Annotated in this window: 22 protein-coding genes, 2 tRNA genes and 1 pseudogene; 3 read left to right on the top strand and 22 right to left on the bottom strand. The window is 40.1% G+C overall.

Annotated elements, in window-relative coordinates; translation table 11 throughout:
- Positions 1-18: 18 nt before the first annotated feature.
- The 19 genes from P9L98_06725 to P9L98_06635 all read right to left on the bottom strand — a co-directional run bounded on the left by P9L98_06725 (position 19) and on the right by P9L98_06635 (position 17,608).
- Positions 19-462 (bottom strand): DUF177 domain-containing protein, encoded by a 444-nt coding sequence (locus tag P9L98_06725; protein MDP8216984.1) that lies wholly within the window; start codon positions 460-462, stop codon positions 19-21.
- The gene (locus P9L98_06720; protein ID MDP8216983.1) at positions 459-1,571 is read right to left on the bottom strand and encodes an acetate kinase; all 1,113 of its coding nucleotides are present in this window, start codon (positions 1,569-1,571) and stop codon (positions 459-461) included. The genes P9L98_06725 and P9L98_06720 overlap by 4 nt, the downstream gene beginning before the upstream one ends.
- Positions 1,572-2,543, bottom strand: coding sequence for a phosphate acetyltransferase (locus tag P9L98_06715; GenBank protein ID MDP8216982.1), 972 nt, complete (start codon positions 2,541-2,543; stop codon positions 1,572-1,574).
- Between the two features lie 7 nt (positions 2,544-2,550).
- Positions 2,551-3,039, bottom strand: coding sequence for a pantetheine-phosphate adenylyltransferase (gene coaD / locus P9L98_06710; protein ID MDP8216981.1), 489 nt, complete (start codon positions 3,037-3,039; stop codon positions 2,551-2,553).
- On the bottom strand, positions 3,039-3,584 hold the full coding sequence (gene rsmD, locus P9L98_06705; protein ID MDP8216980.1) for a 16S rRNA (guanine(966)-N(2))-methyltransferase RsmD: 546 nt from the start codon (positions 3,582-3,584) through the stop codon (positions 3,039-3,041). Before rsmD ends, coaD begins: the two co-directional genes overlap by 1 nt.
- A 1-nt stretch (position 3,585) precedes the next feature.
- Positions 3,586-4,524, bottom strand: coding sequence for an AEC family transporter (locus P9L98_06700; GenBank protein MDP8216979.1), 939 nt, complete (start codon positions 4,522-4,524; stop codon positions 3,586-3,588).
- Positions 4,525-4,537: 13 nt separating this feature from the next.
- Positions 4,538-4,620: transfer RNA gene (locus tag P9L98_06695), tRNA-Leu, on the bottom strand.
- A 98-nt stretch (positions 4,621-4,718) separates the two neighbouring features.
- Positions 4,719-5,294, bottom strand: a complete 576-nt coding sequence (locus P9L98_06690) for a hypothetical protein (protein ID MDP8216978.1) — start codon at positions 5,292-5,294, stop codon at positions 4,719-4,721.
- Positions 5,291-6,949 carry a pilus assembly protein PilM gene (gene pilM, locus P9L98_06685; GenBank protein MDP8216977.1) on the bottom strand — a complete coding sequence of 553 codons (1,659 nt, stop codon included), beginning with the start codon at positions 6,947-6,949 and terminating at the stop codon, positions 5,291-5,293. Before pilM ends, P9L98_06690 begins: the two co-directional genes overlap by 4 nt.
- Before the next feature lie 58 nt (positions 6,950-7,007).
- The gene (locus P9L98_06680; protein ID MDP8216976.1) at positions 7,008-8,453 is read right to left on the bottom strand and encodes a LamG-like jellyroll fold domain-containing protein; all 1,446 of its coding nucleotides are present in this window, start codon (positions 8,451-8,453) and stop codon (positions 7,008-7,010) included.
- Positions 8,454-8,458: 5 nt separating this feature from the next.
- The gene (locus P9L98_06675) at positions 8,459-9,166 is read right to left on the bottom strand and encodes a type II secretion system protein GspG (GenBank protein ID MDP8216975.1); all 708 of its coding nucleotides are present in this window, start codon (positions 9,164-9,166) and stop codon (positions 8,459-8,461) included.
- A 2-nt stretch (positions 9,167-9,168) separates the two neighbouring features.
- The gene (locus P9L98_06670) at positions 9,169-9,879 is read right to left on the bottom strand and encodes a type II secretion system protein GspG (GenBank protein ID MDP8216974.1); all 711 of its coding nucleotides are present in this window, start codon (positions 9,877-9,879) and stop codon (positions 9,169-9,171) included.
- Positions 9,857-11,377 carry a LamG domain-containing protein gene (locus tag P9L98_06665; GenBank protein ID MDP8216973.1) on the bottom strand — a complete coding sequence of 507 codons (1,521 nt, stop codon included), beginning with the start codon at positions 11,375-11,377 and terminating at the stop codon, positions 9,857-9,859. The genes P9L98_06670 and P9L98_06665 overlap by 23 nt, the downstream gene beginning before the upstream one ends.
- Positions 11,378-11,379: 2 nt before the next feature.
- Positions 11,380-12,597: a type II secretion system F family protein gene (locus P9L98_06660; GenBank protein MDP8216972.1), complete on the bottom strand. Its 1,218-nt coding sequence runs from the start codon at positions 12,595-12,597 to the stop codon at positions 11,380-11,382.
- Positions 12,598-12,622: 25 nt separating this feature from the next.
- Positions 12,623-13,111, bottom strand: a complete 489-nt coding sequence (locus tag P9L98_06655) for a prepilin-type N-terminal cleavage/methylation domain-containing protein (GenBank protein MDP8216971.1) — start codon at positions 13,109-13,111, stop codon at positions 12,623-12,625.
- 34 nt (positions 13,112-13,145) lie between these two features.
- Positions 13,146-13,592 carry a type II secretion system protein GspG gene (locus tag P9L98_06650; protein ID MDP8216970.1) on the bottom strand — a complete coding sequence of 149 codons (447 nt, stop codon included), beginning with the start codon at positions 13,590-13,592 and terminating at the stop codon, positions 13,146-13,148.
- 2 nt (positions 13,593-13,594) lie between these two features.
- Positions 13,595-14,083 carry a type II secretion system protein GspG gene (locus tag P9L98_06645; protein MDP8216969.1) on the bottom strand — a complete coding sequence of 163 codons (489 nt, stop codon included), beginning with the start codon at positions 14,081-14,083 and terminating at the stop codon, positions 13,595-13,597.
- A gap of 27 nt (positions 14,084-14,110) precedes the next feature.
- Positions 14,111-15,907: an ATPase, T2SS/T4P/T4SS family gene (locus tag P9L98_06640; protein ID MDP8216968.1), complete on the bottom strand. Its 1,797-nt coding sequence runs from the start codon at positions 15,905-15,907 to the stop codon at positions 14,111-14,113.
- Positions 15,908-15,943: 36 nt separating this feature from the next.
- On the bottom strand, positions 15,944-17,608 hold the full coding sequence (locus tag P9L98_06635) for an O-antigen ligase family protein (GenBank protein ID MDP8216967.1): 1,665 nt from the start codon (positions 17,606-17,608) through the stop codon (positions 15,944-15,946).
- Between the two features lie 60 nt (positions 17,609-17,668).
- Here P9L98_06635 and P9L98_06630 point away from each other — a divergent pair, with 60 nt between their 5' ends.
- From P9L98_06630 to P9L98_06620, 3 genes are read left to right on the top strand one after another with little or no spacing between them, the layout of a single operon-like run.
- Complete coding sequence (locus tag P9L98_06630) at positions 17,669-18,889, top strand: FIST N-terminal domain-containing protein (protein MDP8216966.1); 1,221 nt, start codon at positions 17,669-17,671, stop codon at positions 18,887-18,889.
- A 48-nt stretch (positions 18,890-18,937) separates the two neighbouring features.
- On the top strand, positions 18,938-20,434 hold the full coding sequence (locus P9L98_06625; protein MDP8216965.1) for a GAF domain-containing sensor histidine kinase: 1,497 nt from the start codon (positions 18,938-18,940) through the stop codon (positions 20,432-20,434).
- The gene (locus P9L98_06620; GenBank protein MDP8216964.1) at positions 20,427-21,356 is read left to right on the top strand and encodes a response regulator; all 930 of its coding nucleotides are present in this window, start codon (positions 20,427-20,429) and stop codon (positions 21,354-21,356) included. The genes P9L98_06625 and P9L98_06620 overlap by 8 nt, the downstream gene beginning before the upstream one ends.
- Here the strand turns inward: P9L98_06620 and P9L98_06615 are convergent.
- The 3 genes and pseudogenes from P9L98_06615 to P9L98_06605 form a co-directional block, all read right to left on the bottom strand.
- Positions 21,357-21,440, bottom strand: a tRNA-Leu gene (locus P9L98_06615). It abuts the gene before it with no gap.
- A gap of 185 nt (positions 21,441-21,625) precedes the next feature.
- Positions 21,626-21,853: pseudogene (locus P9L98_06610) on the bottom strand (type II toxin-antitoxin system HicA family toxin).
- Positions 21,850-22,053, bottom strand: a complete 204-nt coding sequence (locus P9L98_06605) for a type II toxin-antitoxin system HicB family antitoxin (GenBank protein ID MDP8216963.1) — start codon at positions 22,051-22,053, stop codon at positions 21,850-21,852. Before P9L98_06605 ends, P9L98_06610 begins: the two are co-directional and overlap by 4 nt.
- Positions 22,054-22,153 lie beyond the last annotated feature (100 nt).

Genomic DNA, 22,153 nt, shown 5'->3' with positions numbered 1-22,153 from the left:
ACCTCCATTTAAAAATTATCAACTTTCTGCCATTCTGCACTTACACTCTTCCTTATTTAAATTCACCTTGCAAGTTAAACATACCCCAGCACAATCCTCCCTGCAGAGCGGCTTCTGAGGATAGCTTAATATTACCTCCTCCCTAATACCATCACTAATATCAATAGAGTCAGAATTCTGAATATTATAGTTCAAAATACAATTTTTATCAAAGGGAAGTTTAAACTCGTACAAACACCTGCTGCAGATAAGCTTTAAGGTATACTCCATTCTGGACCTAATTATAAGCTCACTAGCCGCTATTTCAATACTGATATCTAATTTCAAAAGACCTTCAAAGGCAACTGCAGTTTCAGCCGGGTCCTCTATCTTTAAATCCAGATCTTTAGGGTCAAACTCCAGAACTCTTTCCAGACCCTCCGGAGGAATATTCTTAATGTTTATTATTAAAGCATCTATCATCTTTTTAATAATCTCAAACCCTCTCTGGCAATCATAAGCTCCTCATCTGTAGGTATAACAAGAACCCTTGCATCAAATTTATCCAGAATGGATTTAAGCCTCTTCTTTATATCCCTCTTTAATCTTACCTGATTCTCCCCTATCCCGCCTGTAAGAATAACTGCATCAACACCTTCTAAGATACCAATATAGGAAGATATATACTTAATAAGCCTGTAGAGAAAGATATTGTAAGCAAGATGGGCCCGCTTATTTTTGTTAAGCATTGCTCTCTCAATAGCCCTCATATCATTGCTTAGACCGGAGATTCCCAGGAGCCCGCTCTCTCTGTTTAAGATTTTATCTATCTCGGTATAATTAAACCCTCTCTCTTCTAAAAACAATACAATGGCCGGATCTATATCCCCTGACCTTGTACCCATAACAAGACCTTCTAGGGGAGTAAAACCCATGCTTGTATCAATTGACCGCCCGCCGTTGATAGCTGTAATACTGCAGCCATTACCGAGATGACAGCTTATAATCTTAGTATCTTTTAATTTTTTATTTAAAACCTTGGCTGCTTCCAATGCTATATAGTGATGACTGGTACCGTGAAAACCATATCTTCTTATCTTATATTGCCGATAGAATTTATAAGGGATGGCATAGTTATAAGCATAGTCGGGAATAGTATGGTGAAAGGCCGTATCGAAAACAGCAATCTGAGGAATACTCTTCAGCAGTTTTACAGATGCCTCAATAGATAATACCGCCGGAGGATTATGCAGCGGGGCTAAGTGGCTGCATTTCTTAATATAGTTTAAAACCTCGCTATCTATAACAACAGACTCTTTGAACTTCTCACCCCCATGGACCACTCTATGGCCAATTCCTGCCAAAGAAGATATATCTTTTATCTCTCTCTTTATTGCATCTAAAATAAGATCTATGGCTTTATGGTGATCAGGTATACTTAACCGCAGCACTCTGCTCCCGGTCTTAAAAAAAGACTGTTCTTCGCCAATCTTTTCAACAACTCCTTTTTCGGCCAGAGACAACCTCTTATTCACCTTAAAGAGACTATATTTAATGGAAGAACTTCCTGAGTTAATCGTTAAGAACCACATCTATTGCTTATTCAGTTGAGCCATTATTGAAATAACAGCAGCATCAAGTACTATCTCTTCTGCCTCGCAGCCTCTAGAGAGATCACTGCAGGGATATCTGGTTCCCAGGAATATTGGACCCAGAGCATTCGCAGATGTCAATCTGTCAACCAGCTTATAGCATATATTACCGCTATTTAAGTCGGGGAATATTAAGACATTTGCATGTCCTGCTACCGGAGAATCAGAACATTTTATATCTGCAACAGCTTTTACTATGGCAGCATCACCCTGCATCTCACCGTCAACATTTAAATCCGGCCTCCTCTTTTTAACCAGACTAACTGCAGCTCTTATCTTTTCTATGCTTTCACCAGAAGCACTGCCATGACTGGAATAACTTAAAAAAGCTATATAAGGCTCTTTCTTAAAGAGAGACTTAAAAAGGTCTCCGGAGTTAATAGCAATATCGGCAAGCTGCTTAAAGTCAGGTGAAAAAATAATTCCGCAATCTGCAAATATAAACTTGCCTTTATAACCAAACTCTTCAATTCCGGTATCCATTAAAAAACAGCTCGACACAAAACTACCATCTCTAACACCTATACAGTGGATAACCGCCCTTGCTACATCTTTTGTGGTATAGGCTGCCCCCGCTATCACAGCGTCGGCTAAACCTTCTCTCACCATTAAAGCGGCAATAAAAACAGAGTTGGACTCTAAGAGATTTTTTATTTTATCCTTAGCTATATTTTTATTTTTTCTCAAATCACTATAGATATCTACATATTTTTCAATCATTCCTTTATCTTTAGGATTTACAATATCAATCCCCTCTAGATCATCGGCATTATCCTGCTCAATAAAGATGATAGGCCGGGCAATCTTCCTCTGCTCTATCTCTCTTACAGCTTCTCTGATTCTGAAATCATCTCCTTCCGGAAATATAATCCTGCCTGGGTTTAATGAGGCTTTTTTTATTAACTCCTGCATAATTATACTATCCGGCCCTCTTTAATTTAGCATCCAATCTCTCTATGGCAGACTGCGGAAGAAAACTAGAGGTATCCGCCCCTAAAGAGGCTGCCTCTTTTATCAATCTGGATGAGATATAAGAATACTTTTCATTGGGCATCATAAATATTGTCTCTATATCAGGAGCAAACCTTCTATTGGTTAAAGCCATCTGAAACTCATATTCGAAATCGGATATCATCCTTAAGCCTCTCAGGATAATATTAACCCCTTTAGCTCTTGCAAACTCTACCATCAGCCCCTTGAATGATTCAACTCTAATCCCCTCTAAATCAGATGCAGCATCCTCTACCATCTGAACTCTTTCAGATAATGTAAAGAGGTTATCTTTAGAATTGGTATCAGCAACAGCCACCGTTATCTCATCAAAGAGACGCAGGCCCCGCTTTATAATATCGAGATGACCAAGCGTAACAGGGTCAAAACTACCAGGATATATTGCTCTTTTTTTCATCAAACAGAATTCGTAAATACAGATACTACGGTCTCACCGTATTTTTTCTCTTTCACTAACCTAAAGGCCCCGATATCTCCAGAGACTATCTCTTTTTTATGATGTTCTGCGAAAAGAAGCGAATCCTTTTTTACTATATCACATTCAGAGATTTCAAGCAATACAGATTTAATCACCTTCTCCCGGTAAGGAGGATCCAGAAAGATAATATCAAACTTCCTGCCCCTTAAGAATCTTATTGCCATAGCCGCATCCATAGCAATAACCTCAGTCTTAACACTCTTAAGAGGTTTGATATTCTTGCCTATAGCATTTAGAGAGTCCGGATCATTTTCAACAAATACCGCCTCAATTCCACCCCGTGAAAGGGCTTCGATACCCAGAGCTCCGCTGCCGGCATAGAGATCCAAAATTACTTTATTATTAACATTCTCTCTTAAGGAGTCGAATATAGCCCTCTTTACAACGGAAGATGTGGGACTGATCCTGCTCCTAAGCGGAGCATAGACTCTTAAACCTTTAAATCTTCCAGAGATAACCTGCATCTTAAAACAATAAAAAAATTAACGGCAGAGTTAAGAGTAAAAAAAGATGTGTATATATAATACCTTGAGAGACAAACTCTGTATGAGCGTTTTTAAAATGCGCAATTAGAGATAGAGTGGTAGCTGAAGGCATGGCAGCCTGAAGCAGTATCAAAAAAGAGATCAGACCATCCAGCTTGATAAGCTTTAACAAGACCAAAACTACCAGCGGTATAAGAAGAAGCTTAGAGAATATCAGAACCGAAAGCTCCCTCAAGTGCTCTAGTCTGAAGAGCCTGGATTGAGCCAATATCATTCCCAGCATAACCATACCCAGAGGCACAGTAGTAGAGCCTAATTTATGTATCGGCTGGATAATAATATCTGGAATCCCGGCTGCTAAACCGCTTAAAGCAAAAGCTATACCCAGAATAGATGCGATAAAAGCCGGCGTAATAAAACTCTTCAGCTTCATCTCTGATGAGGCATGCATATAGTAAAAACCGAAAGAGAGCATTATGAGATTAAAACCCACAAGGTAAGAGAATATATAAAGGTACGCAATCTCTGCCTCAGCAGGTGAGAGAAGGTTTCCAACCAGAGCCAGAGGAAGATATCCGGAGTTTTGAAATGCGTTTAATAATATAAACTCCCTTTTTAAATTTTCTCTTTTGAGGAGAGATTTGGTAAAGATAAGTCCAACTACAAAACCTATTAGAAAGATAATCAGAGAGACTAAAAAAAAGAGAGAGCAGTCTCCGAGGTTAGCTCTATTCAAATGAGAGCTGAAAGAGTAAAAAATAAGCGCAGGCAGAGTTACATAGATTATGAACTTCGTTAAATCCTTTACGGCATCACCTTTAAAAACACCCAGCCTGCGGCTAATATAACCGGCCAATACAAGCAGTGCTGTCTCAAAAAGCGCTTTCCAGAGTCCGATATTGAAATTTAAACTCTCCATAATCTATATTCACTGCCGAGAGGGGGACTTGAACCCCCACCCCTTTTCAGGGACATGGTCCTGAACCATGCGCGTCTGCCATTCCGCCATCTCGGCCTGCTATATTATCTGGTTATTTTATATTATAACCAAAGAGGAGTCAACGAACATAGCTATCCTTGCTCAAGGAGAGACTTATAATAGATAGAGACAGACTACTCTTCTTCTGAGGTTTGAATTATAGTTATCCTTAAATCCGTTTCAAGGTAGGGGATTATTTTCGGATTTCTTTTTATACTCAGCTCTTCGACATTTATAAGGTATCTTACTCTCTGAAGAATATCAAAGAATCTCATCAAATCCATATACCTGCCCTGGCAATATATCCTGAACTGCCTCTCATAGTACCCCTCTTCTACTTCCGTAAGAGGCAAGATATCAATCCTCATATCTTTCAGCCCATACTTGGAACTAAACTCGGAAGAGAAACTGTCCAATAGTTTAACAAACTCGGTCGTATCAACCTTATAGGGAATATGTTCAGAAAATTTCAAAGTCTTCGCCTCTATCTCTAATTTAGTCTCGTTAAATTCAGTTATCGCCTGAAGCATCATTCTCTTTCTTTTGCTTTCACCTGAAGCAATATCCATTCTGCTGTTATAATCCTCTATATTACCGGTAGTCTTTAGGACTAGAAGAAAATATAGCGCTGCGGCAATAATAGTCCCCAATAAGATGTAGAAAATTATTACCGCAAACTGTTTATCGATTTTAAAATTAAACCCTATCATAGCTCTCTCTTGGTTAAGAAATCAGAATTTATATATCCGGCCATAGTATAGGGATAGTTTCTAATCTCGCCTATCTTAACTTTGCCGGATCTCTGAATCTCAAATTTAATATTCTGAAATAAGTCTGACTCTTCAAAGCTGAGCCTCGCTTTTCTCAGCACCAGCTGAGCATTCGGATAGGTCCCTTCGTACTCACCCTGAATCTGAAATACCATAGCACCTTCACTGTTAAACCCTACCCAGAAATCAACCACTAACATAGTTGGGTCTATACGATTTGAGATCTCGGTAAAGAACCCTTTCCATTCAATATAAGGCTTTTGCAAATTCAAGAAACTCTTTTCCAATTCAGAAAAATCCTCTCTTTTGCTTAAAACATCTTTATACTCCTGCTCTAAGTTCCCCGGATAACTCCCTATCTCAAACTGAATCTGATTAAGTTGTTTTTTTTGTACAGAGAGCCTGTTCTTATAACCAAGGTGAAGATAGTATATAGCGGCATAGACAAACAGAAATACCACCGCTATCTCAAGATGTATTCGCCTGCCGGTCCTATCTTTCTCTACTTTAGGCGCGAGGTTAAACTTGCTTTTTAAGTCTGAGATTAAAGCTCCGCCGATAGAAGAAGCATAGAGAGAGTAACAGCTCTTAAAATCATCACCAGCAATAAGCCGCTTTGCAATGGGCAGAGTCTCTATCTCCAGCTTCAATCTCTCTTTTAAAAACTCAGTTATATCGGCAACTCCCAGCCCGCCTCCGGTAAGAACTATCTTAGAGACTCTATCGCCAGAGCCGAACTTCTCCTGATAGAATAGTATCGACCTCTGCAATTCAGCCCTGAACCTATCTAAGAATTTCAAAATAGACCTCTTATATTTCTTACCCTCTTCTGTCTCAGGATAAGATTCGATTTTAAATCCATGCTGACTGATAAAATCTGCTACCTCTCTCTCTGGAAGATTGTTCTCCTCTGATACCGCCTCTACTATGCTGCCTATGGTTATATACATACTTCTTGCAAACTTCAGCTGACCATCCTTAATTACAACCATAGATGTCAATTCACTACCCACGTCAATAAGAACAACATTTTTAAATTCCGGATAGAGATTCTCCATCAGGCTGTAAAGTGCATAGGGCTTAATTGCAAATATATGCGGTCTTACGCCTAAAGATGCAAAATTATTCAAATAATTCTTCAGTTTATCCGCATCCGTTAAGACCGTTAAAATATCCTGGACCCTGCCGGTCTTAACCGTTCTATCTCCAAGCTTTAGATATTCAATCTTATTATTTCTATCCTCCTGAATTACTGTTGTTTTTTTGATCTCACGCTCTAAGAACTGCACTATATCCTTACCCTTGATAAGCGGAATAGTAAGAACTACATCAGAAGCATCTTTCGAGGGTACTGTTAGAGATATCAGGCTGCTGCTGTAGTTTCTATCTTTGATCTCAGTCTTAAGCTGGGTAAGAAGCATATCCCAATCAACAACCATATCTTTTGTCTTCTCACCCCCCGGCAATGTAAGCATCGGTATAACTATATTTTTATAGTAGACTATCTTAAAATCATTTTGAGATGAACCCTCAATCTCAATTATTTTGAGACTCTCTTTACTTAATTCAAAACCGAGATATTTTTTATCCTTCATAGATTATCAATTCTATCAAAATTTATCCCTGCTTAAAAGATATATATCTTTTAAGGAACTATAGTCCTCTGGGCTTTATATCGTCATCTGCTCCGGAATCATCAGCTCTATCTGAGCCGCAGGAGTAAAAGTAATAGACTGTCTCACCGCCTACCGTCATTGAACCTAAAGCATATTCACTCTCCCACCCGTCATACTTAAAAGCATAGTCATGCAAATCAAAATAATCTCTTGGGTATCCTGGGTTAATATAGTGTTGGTAGATTTCATCTGAAGAAAGAGTTACGCTATAAATGCGAACTTCGTCGATTATACCATTAAACGGGAGGTCTCCTTGACTCGCATAAGCACTAATAAGCAAATTACTCGCATTCGTGCTAAGAGAGCTTCCAGAATGAGTTACATCAACATCAACTTGTCCATCTAAATATGTATAATATTTATCTGTTGCTGGGCTCCATGAGCAAGCAACATGATGCCATGCATTCTCTGAAACTATTTCTGATCCCTGCGTATAAGTTTGTGTTCCATTTATCCAAGGTGAAAAGAAAACCTTATTATTGTAAATAGACATATACCAAGCTACACCACCTTTACTTGCTATCATCTGATGTGAAGATGGATATCCAGCTGTAAGTTTAACCCATGCCTCAATTGTAATTGCACCATCAATATCCAAGCTAACACTATCAGCAATGCTAGCATAATCGCTACTACCATCAAAACTTCCCGCCCGTCCCACTTTCCCACTACTTGTAGTAGTTACTCCATTATAAGCTGTACCATTGTTACCCATACCGCTATTATCTACCACTTCATCTGCTGCCCCAGTCCAAACAGACTCATCCATATGGAGATTTAAAACCTCCCACTCAAATAGGCTTGAGATATCACTTGGAGCAGAGCCTGTTGCTCTTACATAATCAGCCAATGCAAGCTGAATAATATCAAGTTCATCCTGAACTCCTCGTACTCTGTCTTCTTTGATGGTTTTGGCATTAGCCCTTACAACTATATTATCTGTCCCTCCGACTACTCCATCTGGACCATAGCTTGTAACAACACAGAAATCATTCCCGTAAGTATAATCATAAATATAATCATTCTGCCAGGCATCTTTCTGATAACTATCATCGTCAAACTTATCCTGAATATATGGCCCGTCCCAGGCTGCTACTCTCCAAGCCTGTAAAGCAGCAACAGCTGCATCCATCCTGCTGTTAGGCGTAGGGGTTCTCTCTAAATCAAGAAAGTCGGTACTGACAGCACCGGAATCTTTAGGGAACTGATCTAGGTCCTTATAAAAATCGAGTAAAGATTCGGCTATAATATCTAATTCGTCTCTAGTCGCATCTTTTAATTCGGAAGTTGTAACATTATAGAATATAGTAGCAAAAGTACCTGCAATGAGTGAGGAGATAACAATCGCAACGACAAGCTCCATAAGGGTAATGCCGGAATCTCCAGAATACCTGAATACTAACAGCCGGCTAAATCTATGCATTATATCTAAGGCATCCCCTCAGGTAGAATATCATCATCACCGCAGGAGTCATCAGCTCCGTCAGGACCATAACTATAGAATGTCTTCCTGGTCTCATCATAGTGGTAAGGCTCCCCATCTGCCCTATCTTCACCTGGAGCACCTCTAATACCCCAATTATCATATCTATAATCGCTATCTGTTAAATAAGTACTAAAATCAGCCGATGCAGATGTAATAGAACTGCTTAAAAGATAACCATCCCTTACAAAATCCTCAACAGCCCTGTTAACCTCTATCAGCTCAATCTCTGTCGCTCTGCGATAGTCTCTATAGATATCGCTGCAGAAGACATTATATGTTATGTCATCTCCCCCGCTTACCCTGTTTGGCCCATAAGAGAGAACAGTCGCGCTCTTTGAGTCCGATTTGGTATATACGATAGCTTTCCTCCAGGCATCGTAGGCATAGTCACCGCTATATTCAGAAGACCTGATATATTCCGGAGAGAGATCTGCTAAATCACTGGCTGGTAAATCGAAATTACACTCGTAGTAAAGCCTTAACGCTTCACCTAAAGCATAGAGCTTACTCTCAGCATTGGATATCTTTGCCCTTCTTATAGTCGTTGCTGCAAGAGGTGTTAACATCCCGGCTAAAATCCCCATTATTATGATAACAACAACAAGCTCTATCAGAGTTACACCTTTAATCTTATTATACAGATAGCTCATAACTATGGCGCTGTATCGACTCCTGCCGGATAGATCTCATCAGCACTGCTTGGAGTACTATCGGGACCGTAACTATAAAATGTAGACAGACTCTCGTCATAACGGTAAGGTTCTCCCCAGGGGTCATAGATGTCGGCGGCATCAAGCTCAGAAGATAGAACTTCAGAACTGTCCCCTGTAGTAACAGTATTACCTTCTGAGATATACTTCTCAACAGCCTGATTTACCTTTCTCAGCCTCTCCTGAGTATCTCTACGCCACTTCTTCCAGATGTCTTTAGCCTGTACTATATAGAGAATATCATCACTACTCTCTACTCTATCCGGGCCGAATGAGCGTATCGTAACACTGACTTGACCGGCATTGTAGGTATATTGAAAAGCTACCCGCCAGGCATCATAGGCATAGTCATCACTGTATTCAGACTCACTAATATAACCTGCTGTCTCTAAAGTGGTTAGATCATTGGGGTCAAGACCTGAATCTGCTGGAAACCCGGCATTACTCTCATAATATGAAGCCAGAGCTTTATCAAGAATCTCCATCTTCTCTTCTGTGCTCCTAATCTTCGTACGCCTGATAGCAATATTACCAAGAGGAGTCAGAACCCCGGCAAAGATACCGACAATAATGATCACAACTATTATCTCAAGTAATGTAAAACCTTCTCTTCTCATATCATCACCTTTTCTATTCACTCTGGTATATATCATCTGCGCTCCCTGTAACCCTATCAGGACCAAAACTATAGAATACGTCATCTCCACTATCCCAGGCATATTCGCTCTGCCATTCATCGTACTTATAAGCCCAATCAGTTAGATACGGACCTCTTAAATATTCTTGGAAGATATCAGCTGGGGTTAATGGACGAGACCAGATGCGGACTTCGTCAAGTTTGCAATCACTACCTATATTGTAACTCCTCCCTATACCAAAGTATGCCGTATCTGAATTTATATTTGCCCATGAAAAATCATTGTTTGGTGTCCAAGCCCAGTAAATATCTCCATTTACATAAACATGAAACTTGTCTTCTCCAACAACAGTAGCTATATGATACCAAGTATTTTCGGACACAAAAGGAGTGCCAGTTCCATCTGATTCCCCGTTAACATTGTCTTCGGTCCTTAAATAAAAAATATTCCCTGTATACTTTATATGCCACCAAAAACCATCCGCAGAACCTATAGGAGAGGTATTTGTTAGTATATACCAAGGAGCACCATTAGTATCAGCATTATGATAATACCATCCAGTTACAGTTATATCATTGACAGTTCTAATCCAAGAATCAACATTAATAGAATTTACATAATCATCAGTGCCATCAAAACTGCCACATCTGCCAAGCTTACCTGTAAAAACTGTTGTGGGCCCGGTATAAGAAGCACCTGTGGGCTGTCCTGTTCCATGATTAGTGCCTACTGAATCTACTACCTCATTAGCTACTCCTGACCAAACTGCCTCATCCATCTTCCAATGACTCACAAGACCTGTGGTATCACATCCGTAAGTACTGAATAGACTATCAATATCAAAACCTACAGGAGGCCAGGTCTCACCGGCATTATCATACCTTGTCTCTAACTCTTCTTTTCTGGCATTTATATAAGCCAGCTCTTCTTTTGTCTTTCTTATCTTCTCCTCTACCACGCCATCTGCAGTAACTGTTACCACTATATCATCTCCTCCACCAGTTGCACGGTTTAAACCATAGCTTGTAATAGTAGCCGAAGTAGCCCCGGCAGTATAATCATAGATATAGGTCTTATTCCAGGCATCTTTAAAATACTCCTGTATAAAATCAACCGTATCTCCATCCTTATCTTCATCGTAACCCCCTCTAACATAGGGGCCGTCCCAGGCACTCTGCCTGTAACTCTGCAAAGATGGAGTACCCTCAAAACGGGGTGCCAGAGGCTGAGTCTCTAAATCGAGGAAATCTGTTGAAAGCACTCCTGTATCAGTTATAAATTGATCGCAATCTCTATAGAAATTTAAAAGGCCTTCGGCTATTATCTCCATCTCGCTTTCTGTGGTGCCGACGCTCTTGGCCTTAAGTATTACATCGCTCAATACCAGGGATGCCCAGATAGAGAGCGACATTACAGCAACCAGGATAACAGCTGAGACGAAAGTGACACCCTGCTCTCTCGATAGAGTAGAGCTGATCTTGTAACGATAATTTTGAGACAGAGATAGAACCATTTTTAATGTGCCTTAACGACATTAACCATACTGAACATCGGAACAAATATTGAAAAAGCTACAAAGCCTACACCCAGACCCATAATAACTAAGAGCAGCGGCTCCATCAAAGAGAAGACTCTGCTTATAGTTTTAGGAACCTCGCTATCGTAATATTCAGATACCTTACGTACCGTCTCCTCCAGCGTACCGGAACTCTCACCGACTGAGATCATCCTTGTAACCAGAGGAGGGAACCCATGACTCTCTTTAAAAGCATTAGCCAGGTTCTCCCCTATATTAACTTTATCTCTTATTGAGGATATATCCAGTTCCAAGACCTTATTACCTACAACCTTGATGCATAGATCCAATGCTCTTATAACATCAATACCGCTCCTTAAAGCCATTGAGAAAGTATGAGTAAAACGGGATACAGCAACTTTATTAAGCAGTGTCCCGAATATAGGCAGCTTAAACTTCAATCTATCAAATAATAACCCTCCCTGCTGAGTTTTGAGATAGGCCTTAAAAGCAATGAAAGCGGCAGTAGAGCCTACAATAAGGACCTTCCATTGAGAACGGACAGTCTTGCTCAATATCATTAACATCTTGGTTGTGATAGGTATATCTATATTCATGCCTTCAAATATGCTGACAAACTTGGGAAACACAAACGTAACCAAAATTATTATAGCACCTCCTATAGCAACCAGAAGAACAACCGGATAGATCATAGCCTGTATCACCTGAGATTTTATCGCAGCCTTCCACTCCAGATAATGAGAGAGATATTTTAAGACTTCAGCCAGATTACCTGTTGTCTCACCGCTTCTTATAGCCCCTACATATAGATTGTCGAATATCTTAGGATAAGACTTCAAAGATTCTTCAAAAGAGAAACCCTTCTCTATCATAGAGTAGAGATCAGAGACCACGCTGCTTAGGTAGGGATCCTCGGGGGTCTTAGAGAGATCATATAACGAGCTTAAGAGCGGCACACCGCTATCAACATATGTCCCCAGCTGATAGGTAAAACTGATCAGGGAACTATTCTTTATCTTGGATACCTTTTTTGCCGAAGAGAAAAACTGCTGCTTCTTAGCTGCTTCCTGGACACTTATAAGCGTCCGGCCCTGCTGAGAGATTATGCTCTCTACTTCAGACTCACTCGATACCTTAAGTTTACCTTTGGAATATTTACCGTTAGCATCTATCGCTTTATATATATATGTAGGCATACCTTATCGATTTAAAATATTTACCCTAGCCCTCTGAAACATAGATATAGATATAGGTTGACCCATCGGATCTGACCTTACCGGTTGTAGTCGTACCATCATCCAAAAGATTATCAACCTCTGTACATGTCTCAGATGTCAAATTATCACTTCCTTTATTTATAGAGAGATAGACTTCATTGCCCGCTGTACCGTCAAAATTAAAATCGGCATAGGTCCCGTAGTTATACTCATACTCTCCTTCCCAGGGATTCTCAGCCGGCCAGGAGTCTATGTAGTCCGGGGCTAAACCGGGATCAGCTCCGGCAGCAGCATCAGAAGGAAAAGCAATATTGTCACCGAAATAACTCATAAGAGCTCTCTTTATTATATTTATATCAGAGACCGCGGCAGCAACCTTACCTGCCTGCATAACATCATTTATCTTAATAATAGCTATTGAAGCTAAAATGGATATAACCACTATAACCATAACAAGCTCAATCAAAGTCCAGCCTCTTTTTGAAGTCTTCATATTTAAACTCCTTAAGATAGACAGGTTGACATCTCTACTTTTCATAGAGCTTTTTGTAATAATATAGAGTTATGGCTTCAACCGTTCCGCCCATAGAAGCGAGCTGCTCAAACTTAGTACAGCCTATTACAGCATAGGGGTCATCTCCTGCTACCCTTATATAGGCATACTTATAAGTAGCATCATTCTTGGGGTCTTCTATAGTCTGAGTTATATAGTTACCCGTTGTAAGATCCCCTAAAAAAGCACCTGTTGAGTAAGTCCAGGCTGCAGCAGTAGGATAGACGGTATTATCCAGATGGTAAATCTGAAGAGCCGAGGCAAGACTATCAATATCCGCTATACGCCTGGCATCTCTTCCTTTTTTAATGGTCTTGACTATCTGAGGCGTAATAACACCTGATAAGAGACTCAGAATAACGAGAATTGCAACTATCTCCGCAAGGGTAAAACCTGTTTTATTCTTTTTCAGTTTCATCATTTTTAATCTCCATCGTTATAGACAACAACATAGATATCATCATCCGCTCCCGAAGCAGTTGTTAGATGAGGATTTGATATATCTTTAGTCTTATCTGAGCCTTTAGAGAGAAGATAAGAAATCGGATAATTTGCTGTCCCGTCATTATCGGCATATATATAGTCTTCTTCCCAGGGATCAGTCAGAACCGATTTATCAAGATAGGGTCCGTCCCATCCTGTGGCACTATCAGTACTCAGGAGAGCATTTATAATAGCTGCAGTAATAGAGCTCTCAGTAAATGTGGCTGCCTTAGGAGGAAGCTCCCCGGTATCTTCCTTATAAGCCAGCATAGCAGCCTTTATATGCTCTAACTCTGCCTTCGCTTTCGATGTTCTTGCCTCCGTTATTACGCGATTAACCTGAGGAAGTAATATACCGCCTAAGACAATTATAACAGACATGACAACTATCAGCTCCATCAGGGTAAAAGAACTCAACCTCTTCTTCATATCCATATCCTTTTTATATTGCAGTTACTATACAACTATATCCTGAGTAACCCTGAACATCTCTTCAACCGTTGTAATTCCCTTTTTAACCTTATCCAGACAGTCATCTCTTAAAGAGTCCATACCCTCCGATCTGGCCACCTTATCGATATCGGTAGCAGGGGCACGGGAGACTATAAGATCCTGAATTTTGGAGGTTACCCTTAGTATAGAGAATATTCCAATCCTTCCCTTATAACCTGTACCCTTGCAGAGCGGACAACCGGCACCCTCATAGAAGATAGTATCTCCTTTATCTACAATACCCATCTCATCCAATATCGCCTTGGTAGGCTTAAACTCTTCCTTGCACTTCTCGCATATTACCCTGATAAGACGCTGGGCTATAACACCTATTACAGAACTGGAGGCTAGAAAAGCCTCGACTCCCATGTCAATGAGCCTTGTGAAAGCAGAAGCAGCATCGTTGGTATGCAGGGTCGAGAAGACCAGATGACCTGTCAAAGCAGCATGGACAGCTATCTCGGCTGTCTCTAAATCTCTGACTTCACCTACTATTATAATATCAGGATCCTGCCTCAATATCGCACGCAGCCCGGCAGCATAGGTAAGACCTATCTGGGGATTGACCTGGGTCTGCCTGACAAGAGGAATCTGATACTCCGTAGGGTCCTCCATTGTCATAATACTTCTATCTTCCGTATTTATCCTGTTAATAGCGGAATAGAGCGTCGTTGTCTTACCGCTTCCAGTAGGGCCTGTTACAAGAATCATCCCATGCGGCGCGCGTATAACATTTGTAAAGGTATTGAAATCATCTTTTGAAAATCCCAGACTCTCAATACCTATCATAATGCTGGATTTATCCAGGATTCTCATCACAACGTTTTCACCAAAGAGCGTCGGCTGCAGAGAGACACGCAAATCTATAGATTTATTACCTACATCCATCCTGATTCTTCCATCCTGGGGAAGCCTGCGCTCTGCAATATCTAAATCAGACATAATCTTTATACGTGAGGTAATAGGCATCTGCAGAAACTTCGGCAGTGATATGACTCTATGTAAGACTCCGTCAATCCGATATCTGACTCTAACCATCTTCTCTTCAGGCTCAATATGGATATCCGAAGCCCTATCTCTCACAGCCTGAACTATAATGAGGTTGGTAAGCTTGACTATCGGGGCTTCATCTCCCGCCTCTTTTGAACTTAAGAGCTTCTTCTCATCAACACTCTTGACAATCTCATAGATTGTATCGGCTGTACCGTAAGTCTGATCAATCGTCCTTATGATCTCCATATCAGATGCAAGCACCGGCTCAATCATGAGAGCAGTCTCACGATGCAGCTCATCGATAATCCTAACATCGGTCGGGTCGGCCATAGCAACTGTCAAACTGTTGCCCTCTTTAAATAGAGGAAGGATTTTTAACTTTCTTACCGTTGCTTCAGGAACAAGTCCGGCTATCTCAGGCTCTATGATAAAACTGGATAGGTCTACGCTCTTAACCCCAAGCTCAGCACCCCAGAGAAGAGGCATATGTTCCTGAGAGATAAAACCGCTTTCAATCAATATATCTTTGAGTAATTTGCCGGTCTCTTTGGCTTCAGCCTTAGCTGAGTCAAGCTGTTCATCCGTAAGAAGACCTCTGTCTACAAGAAGCTCTTCTAAACTCTTCTCTTTTATAAAGGAGGGCTGCCCATCTTTCTTAATCACCTCATTTAATATGATATCCTCATCTCCGTCTAACCCTGATAAGTCTCTCTCTTCAATCTCAGGACTCTCTTCCTGAGGATCCAACTCTCTCTCTTCTTCAGCCATAGAAACCTCTCTTTTTATAACCTTATACTATAATAATTAGTCCTTAAGTTCAATATAATGTTTAAACTGTCTATAGAGATAAGGATTATTGCGTTCCATCTTCTTAAAATAGAGATCCATTCCCTCTCTATCTCCCAGCCTGCTGTAAAGAAGCGCCTTAAAAGCATAGAGCTGAAGATAGTTCCCGGCCATATACTCTACATTATTATAATACCTCAAAGCCTGATAGAGATTGGCCTCATTCCCATCTTCTAAGTATAGGTTCCCAAGCAGGTAGTGAGGTAAGGCGTTAAAATAGTTATACTCTATCGACCTCTTATAGAGAGGCTCTGCGCGGGAGAGCCTTCTGAGTTGAGAATAATAGACTGCCTCTTTTAAATAACTATCGGAGATAAAAAACCTCAGGGCATAATAGTTCACCGTTATATTCAACATAACAAAGAGCAGGACAACTGGAATCTGAAACCTGGTCATATTAGCTCTCCTAACTGAACGGCTCCCAACCTCACGCATCGCTAAAGCAAATATTACCAGATATAAAAAATAGGGAGTAAAACTATAGAAGCTCTGAGAGAAAAGATTCTGGAAGAGCATAGAACCTAAGATAGCAAGGTAACAGAAGCTTAAGCTTGAACCTCTCTTATACTTAAAAAGATAATAGAAGAGAGTAGCATTCATAAAGAGAAATAAGAACAGATATAAGAAGCCGCCCTCCACGATTAAATTGAAATAATAGTTCTCAGGGTGAACAAACTCTATCTGGTGGTCTTGAAGCAGGATAAAGAGCCTGGGGTTTCTAAAGTAAGGATAGACGGAAGAGAAACTCCCTAAACCCCAGCCTGCAAAAGGCCTCTCTTTTATGACTCTATAGACATCACTCCAGATATAGCTTCGGTAAAAGAAAGATTCGGTCTTTAACGATACAGCACTCATAATCAGAGAGAGAAGTATAACTGCAAATAAGATCACACTCAAGACTCGAATATTTTTCTTTAGAGAGAAAGAGAATATCAGAAGCCCAAAGATAAAAGATATCAGGCCGCTCCCGCTCTTTGTGAAGATGAGATTAAAGAGTCCAAAAACTATGATAATAAGATAGAAAAAATTCCTCTTCTTCAGATAGCAGTAGATGCTCAAAAAGATAACCATATTGGCATACAGCGCCAGGTTGTTGGGATTTGCAAGACTTGAGAATATTCTGGACTGCTTCAAGAACTCATCTCCGTAATTAGCTATATTTACTCCAAATATCTGGAAAAGCCCAAAACCAAAGACCAGAAGCGCCGGATAGATAAGCGTCTTATGCAGCAGCTCTCTGCCGGGCTCCTTGGCTATTAATGTGAGTATCAACACAAGAGAGAGAGTATTTAAAAGCAGCTTCTCAAAACAGGCGGTATGGAAACTGTTCCTGAAATAGAGAAATAGCCCCAGAACATAGAACAGGACTACAATCAGAAGCAGCAGAGGAGGCTGTCTGGACAAATCCTTAAACCCGGATTTAAAATTACGCCAGAGCCAGATAGAGAAGATCCAGGGTAAGATTAACTCAAATAACGTAATCTTCGCCCTCACAACTTCAAAAGTAGATCTGGAGAAGAGAAGCGGAATTAAAACCACTAGCGATAGAAGCAAGATATTATACATCTTTCTCATTGCTGTTATTGTACCAAAAATATTCTCAACGGTTAATAAAATTGACATAACTAAACATAAATTTTATTATATAAACATATTTGCTAATTTAAAAAAAGCAACAATCTTATGACTCTAAGAATAGGAACCGGCATTAGTTCAGATACTAATGCTTACTTCGCCGGCAAGAATGCCGCGGTTAAAGCTCTCTCGTCTCTAGGAGCAGACGTCCCTGAGATAGGAATAGCATTCTCTCACTATGAGTACCCTATCCTGCAGATGAACGACGGCATAAAAGCAACCATAGGAGAGAAAAACCTTGTAATAATAAACTCTCAGGCTAATGTAATAAACAATACTTTTAAAAAAAGATCTGTGGTCTTAAGCCTCTTATCCGGCCACTCCTACTATCATGCAGTATCTCTGGTTAAGAACTTAAGCGAGAACCCCTACATAGCAGGACACCACCTGGCCTGGGGGCTGCTGGATTCCCTGGAAGCTAAGACCCAGAAAAAAGAGTCCCAGAAGAGACTCGCTCTTGTTTTCGGCTCTGACAGTTTCATCCAAAAAACAGAATTCTTAAAAGGACTGCAGGAAGTACTAGGGATAAGGTTTCCTATCGTAGGAGGCATAGTATCATCTGATTCGTCTTTAAATCCAACCGAGATATCTTTTAACCGCCAGAGCAGTAAAGATGGAGTGGTTGGGATACTATTTGCAGGCGAGAACCTAATTGTCGGAGTGGGATCTTATCATGGCTGGATCCCTCTGGGGCTGCCTAAGAAAATAAAGAAAGCGGAAACCAATAGAGTCCAGGACTTAGACGATATGAGCCCCCTGAAATACTACTTTCAATATCTGGGTAAACACCTTGATCTAAGGAAAGATGATATAACTTCAATTGCTACGATATACCCCTTAGGGTTTGAAACCGAAAAAGATAATTACATAATAAAGTTCCCCAAGTTCTTTGAACCCGGCGGCAGTATATTACTAGACTCACAAGTCACTGAGAACCAACACCTGAGACTGATGATGGGGACCAGAAAGGCCCTGCTTAAAGCAACCGAGAAAGCTCTAGACCAAGCCTTAAAACCATTTCAGAAGGAGAAGATAAGTCCCAAGTTCATAATATTGGTTTCAGGAATAGAACGTAAAGAGATCTTAGGGGTAGATATAAATACTGAGATAAATCTTATAAAGAAAAAAGTTCCCGAGACCACAAAGATAATTGGGATATATACAAGAGGACAGTTTGCACCCTTGGGAGACTCTTCTCAGCTAATCAGTTCCTCTTATTATCAGAACGGCACAATACTTATAGCTGCCTTAGGGGTAAAGAATGTATAATTATCTATCTAAATAAAAGGAAGAAGATTAAATGAAGAGGAAGAGTAGATGTATATAAATATCGGACTAGGCTTATTAATACTCTTTTTTATACTGCTCACACTGGCTACATTCCTTATCACTCTTCTTGGCCAAGAGAAGATGAATAAAAAGAAGCTTCTCTCTGAACTTGAATATATGCGCCGGGTCTATACCGAAGTTGAATCCCAGTCAAAACTCCTTGCCGATACAAACCTGAACTTCCAAAGAACCCAAAGAGAGCTGGATAAAAAACTAAAGGCGCTAAATACTCTATATAAGATAACCCAGACAGTATCCAATACTTTTGAAACCGACAAAATACTCCAGAGCATAGAGCAGGAAGATATTGAAGAGCTGAACTTTGAAAAACTGGCTTTCTTTATATTCGACGATAGCGGCAAGGATATCAGAGTCAAACAGTTTACCGGCTACGGCAATGAAGAACCCCAGATACCGGATAATATAATAGATAGTATCTCGGCCTTAAAAGGCCCTATATATGTAGGAAGCAAAGTTCATATGCCCGAAGGCCTAGCTCCCTTGGCTGAGAAACTCAACTTAACATCTATGATCATACTTCCCCTATCTATCAGAGAGAAAAGTATCGGTGTTATGGTGATAGGAAATACAAAGACATTCCAAAAGCCGTCTGAGTCGGATATAGAGATATTATCTCTTCTGGCAAACCAGCTTGTCCAGAGCATAGAGAATGCATCACTCTATGAGCAGCTCTGGAAATCATATCAGGACTTGGAAGAACGTGTCAAAGAGAGAACCAGAGAGCTCCAAGAAGCAAATAAAGCCTTACAAGTAGTAGACCAGGCTAAGAATGAGTTTGTATCTGCAGTTGCCCATGAGCTGCGCACCCCCCTTACCTCAATAAAAGGTTATGCAACGATACTCTCCAGCGGAAGATTGGGAAAATTAGAAAAAGAACAGCAGGAGAGGTTAAAAAGAATTAACAGACATTCAAACGAACTTGTAAACCTTATAAATAATCTGCTTGATATCTCAAGAATTAAATCCGGTAAGACAACGATGCATATTGAAGATATCTCATTACATGAAGTCATAAAAGACGTTGAAGAGATAATCGCACCTCAGACAGAAGAGCTAAGAATAGAGTTTAGAACCAGATTTGAAGCTGAAACTGAGAATATAATGGTTGATAAACTTCAGCTTGAAAGAGTTTTGGTGAATTTACTCAGTAATGCTCTCAAATTTACTCCCGAACTTGGGCAGATCGGATTAAACCTGACCTCAGAAGACGGTTATGTCAAATTTGAAGTCTATGATACAGGAGCCGGTATTGATGATAGAGACCTGGATAAATTGTTTAATGAGTTCTTCAGAGCTGATAATGCTATTAATCGAGAGAAGAAAGGAACAGGCCTTGGGCTCTCCCTTGTTAAACAGATCATCGAAGCCCACGGCGGTACTATCTGGGTTGAGAGCAAGATTGGAAAAGGAAGCCATTTCTATTTTAAACTGCCTATAAAAAGAGAGGAGCAAAAAGATGGCTAAGAGAATTTTAGTCGTAGATGATGATGCTGATATAAGAGATGTCTTAACGATACTGTTTAAATCAGAAGGCTTTGAAGTTGAAGAAGCCTCTAATGGAAAAGAAGCCATAGATAAAATCCATCACAGACCGCCTGACCTGGTTATAACAGACTATGTTATGCCTGAAGTCGACGGTGAGAGACTCTGCCGCTTCATAAAGAGAGACCTGCTCTTACGCCACATCCCTGTAATAATGCTTACAGGTAAAAAAGAAGATGTAACTGATAAGATAAAAGGAATAGATGCAGGAGCCGATGACTATATAGTCAAAACCACAGATGAGAAAGAATTAATTGCCCGCGTCAAGATGGTCTTAAGACGCGCCGAGATAGACCTTGATGCCAACCCCTTAACCCGCTTACCCGGTAATGTAACAATATTAAATGAGATTGAGAGCAGAATAAAATCAGAAAACAAATTTGCAGTCTGCTATGTCGATTTAGATAAGTTTAAATCCTATAATGATAAATACGGATTTGAAAAAGGTGATAGAATCATCCAGGAGACCGCCCGCGTACTTATTGAGACAGTAGATGAGATAGGCCAAAAAAATGATTTTATAGGCCATGTCGGAGGAGATGACTTTGTAATAATAGCAGATGCTGAGAGGGCAAAAGAGATATCTAAATCAGTTATAAAGAAGTTTGACTCCAAGATACCCCGTTACTACCCTAAAAAAGATAGAGAAAAAGGCTACATAGAATCAAAAGATAGAAAAGGAAATAAAGAGAATGTTCCTTTAATGTCTGTAACTGTATCTGTTATAACTAACAATAATATAGAGTTCAAACACGTTGCAGAAGTAGCCGAGAGAGGGGCTGAAGTAAAAGAGTACACCAAAACACTCCCTGGAAGCAACTACGCAATAGATAGAAGGGATTAATGCCGGGAGGGGGACTTGAACCCCCACAAGCGTTAGCCCACATGGTCCTTAACCATGCGCGTCTGCCAATTCCGCCATCCCGGCTCATGGGAAGAATCTATTATAGCTAAGAAACATAGAAAGTCAACCTAGCCTGAAAAATACTGTAATAGCAAAGTAGAAATAACACCTTTTATTAATTAGATAGCAACAGTTTTTTCTCTTTTTTGCTGTTTTTTCCGGAATAGAGCAATAGGAAAAAGTCAGATCTATTGACTCATGAAAAATTTTTATAATAATTCAATAATTTTTTCTACAGATAAATGTGCCTGTTTTAATATATGCGAGAGCGTTGATCTTTTAATTGGATGATGAGCAGGAATAGTAATTTTAAGCATTTCATCAGGAAGACGTTTTTGTAATCTGATATGACTGCCTTTTTAGCGAATTACTATCCACCCGTCCCGCCGCAGAGCATTGATAAGCTGAGAGTAATTTACACTTGGAACTTTGCTCATACTGTAATTTCTACTTGTTCAGAATTGGGAGCAAAGATAGCATCATCAGCTGCCGGTTCTAAATAAAGTTCTATTGCTTCACGAATGTTTTTTAAAGCTTCTTCCCGCGTATCGCCTTCACTTATACATCCAGGGAGAGCAGGAACTATAGCCGTATAACCACCTTCTTCACTCGGTTCTAAAATAATTTTTATATGCATTTCATTATACCTCATCAAGAATTATGGATACTTTTACATTCAAGTTCTTTAGTTTTCTCTTTTATAGCAGAAGACAACATTCTTTTTAGTTTTTTAATCT

It is taken from the genome of Candidatus Kaelpia imicola (assembly GCA_030765505.1).
In the GTDB taxonomy this organism is placed as follows: Bacteria; Omnitrophota; Gorgyraeia; order Kaelpiales; family Kaelpiaceae; genus Kaelpia; species Kaelpia imicola.
Note: the sequence above shows the minus strand (reverse complement) of the source record. Positions and strands in the feature narration are given on the sequence as shown.

Bases quoted from the DNA above. Each gene is read 5' to 3' on its own strand.
- P9L98_06725 (MDP8216984.1), bottom strand. From the start codon at position 462: ATGATAGATGCTTTAATAATAAACATTAAGAATATTCCTCCGGAGGGT.
- P9L98_06720 (MDP8216983.1), bottom strand. From the start codon at position 1,571: ATGTGGTTCTTAACGATTAACTCAGGAAGTTCTTCCATTAAATATAGT.
- P9L98_06715 (MDP8216982.1), bottom strand. From the start codon at position 2,543: ATGCAGGAGTTAATAAAAAAAGCCTCATTAAACCCAGGCAGGATTATA.
- coaD (MDP8216981.1), bottom strand. From the start codon at position 3,039: ATGAAAAAAAGAGCAATATATCCTGGTAGTTTTGACCCTGTTACGCTT.
- rsmD (MDP8216980.1), bottom strand. From the start codon at position 3,584: ATGCAGGTTATCTCTGGAAGATTTAAAGGTTTAAGAGTCTATGCTCCG.
- P9L98_06700 (MDP8216979.1), bottom strand. From the start codon at position 4,524: ATGGAGAGTTTAAATTTCAATATCGGACTCTGGAAAGCGCTTTTTGAG.
- P9L98_06690 (MDP8216978.1), bottom strand. From the start codon at position 5,294: ATGATAGGGTTTAATTTTAAAATCGATAAACAGTTTGCGGTAATAATT.
- pilM (MDP8216977.1), bottom strand. From the start codon at position 6,949: ATGAAGGATAAAAAATATCTCGGTTTTGAATTAAGTAAAGAGAGTCTC.
- P9L98_06680 (MDP8216976.1), bottom strand. From the start codon at position 8,453: ATGCATAGATTTAGCCGGCTGTTAGTATTCAGGTATTCTGGAGATTCC.
- P9L98_06675 (MDP8216975.1), bottom strand. From the start codon at position 9,166: ATGAGCTATCTGTATAATAAGATTAAAGGTGTAACTCTGATAGAGCTT.
- P9L98_06670 (MDP8216974.1), bottom strand. From the start codon at position 9,879: ATGATATATACCAGAGTGAATAGAAAAGGTGATGATATGAGAAGAGAA.
- P9L98_06665 (MDP8216973.1), bottom strand. From the start codon at position 11,377: ATGGTTCTATCTCTGTCTCAAAATTATCGTTACAAGATCAGCTCTACT.
- P9L98_06660 (MDP8216972.1), bottom strand. From the start codon at position 12,597: ATGCCTACATATATATATAAAGCGATAGATGCTAACGGTAAATATTCC.
- P9L98_06655 (MDP8216971.1), bottom strand. From the start codon at position 13,111: ATGAAGACTTCAAAAAGAGGCTGGACTTTGATTGAGCTTGTTATGGTT.
- P9L98_06650 (MDP8216970.1), bottom strand. From the start codon at position 13,592: ATGATGAAACTGAAAAAGAATAAAACAGGTTTTACCCTTGCGGAGATA.
- P9L98_06645 (MDP8216969.1), bottom strand. From the start codon at position 14,083: ATGAAGAAGAGGTTGAGTTCTTTTACCCTGATGGAGCTGATAGTTGTC.
- P9L98_06640 (MDP8216968.1), bottom strand. From the start codon at position 15,907: ATGGCTGAAGAAGAGAGAGAGTTGGATCCTCAGGAAGAGAGTCCTGAG.
- P9L98_06635 (MDP8216967.1), bottom strand. From the start codon at position 17,608: ATGTCAATTTTATTAACCGTTGAGAATATTTTTGGTACAATAACAGCA.
- P9L98_06630 (MDP8216966.1), top strand. From the start codon at position 17,669: ATGACTCTAAGAATAGGAACCGGCATTAGTTCAGATACTAATGCTTAC.
- P9L98_06625 (MDP8216965.1), top strand. From the start codon at position 18,938: ATGTATATAAATATCGGACTAGGCTTATTAATACTCTTTTTTATACTG.
- P9L98_06620 (MDP8216964.1), top strand. From the start codon at position 20,427: ATGGCTAAGAGAATTTTAGTCGTAGATGATGATGCTGATATAAGAGAT.
- P9L98_06605 (MDP8216963.1), bottom strand. From the start codon at position 22,053: ATGCATATAAAAATTATTTTAGAACCGAGTGAAGAAGGTGGTTATACG.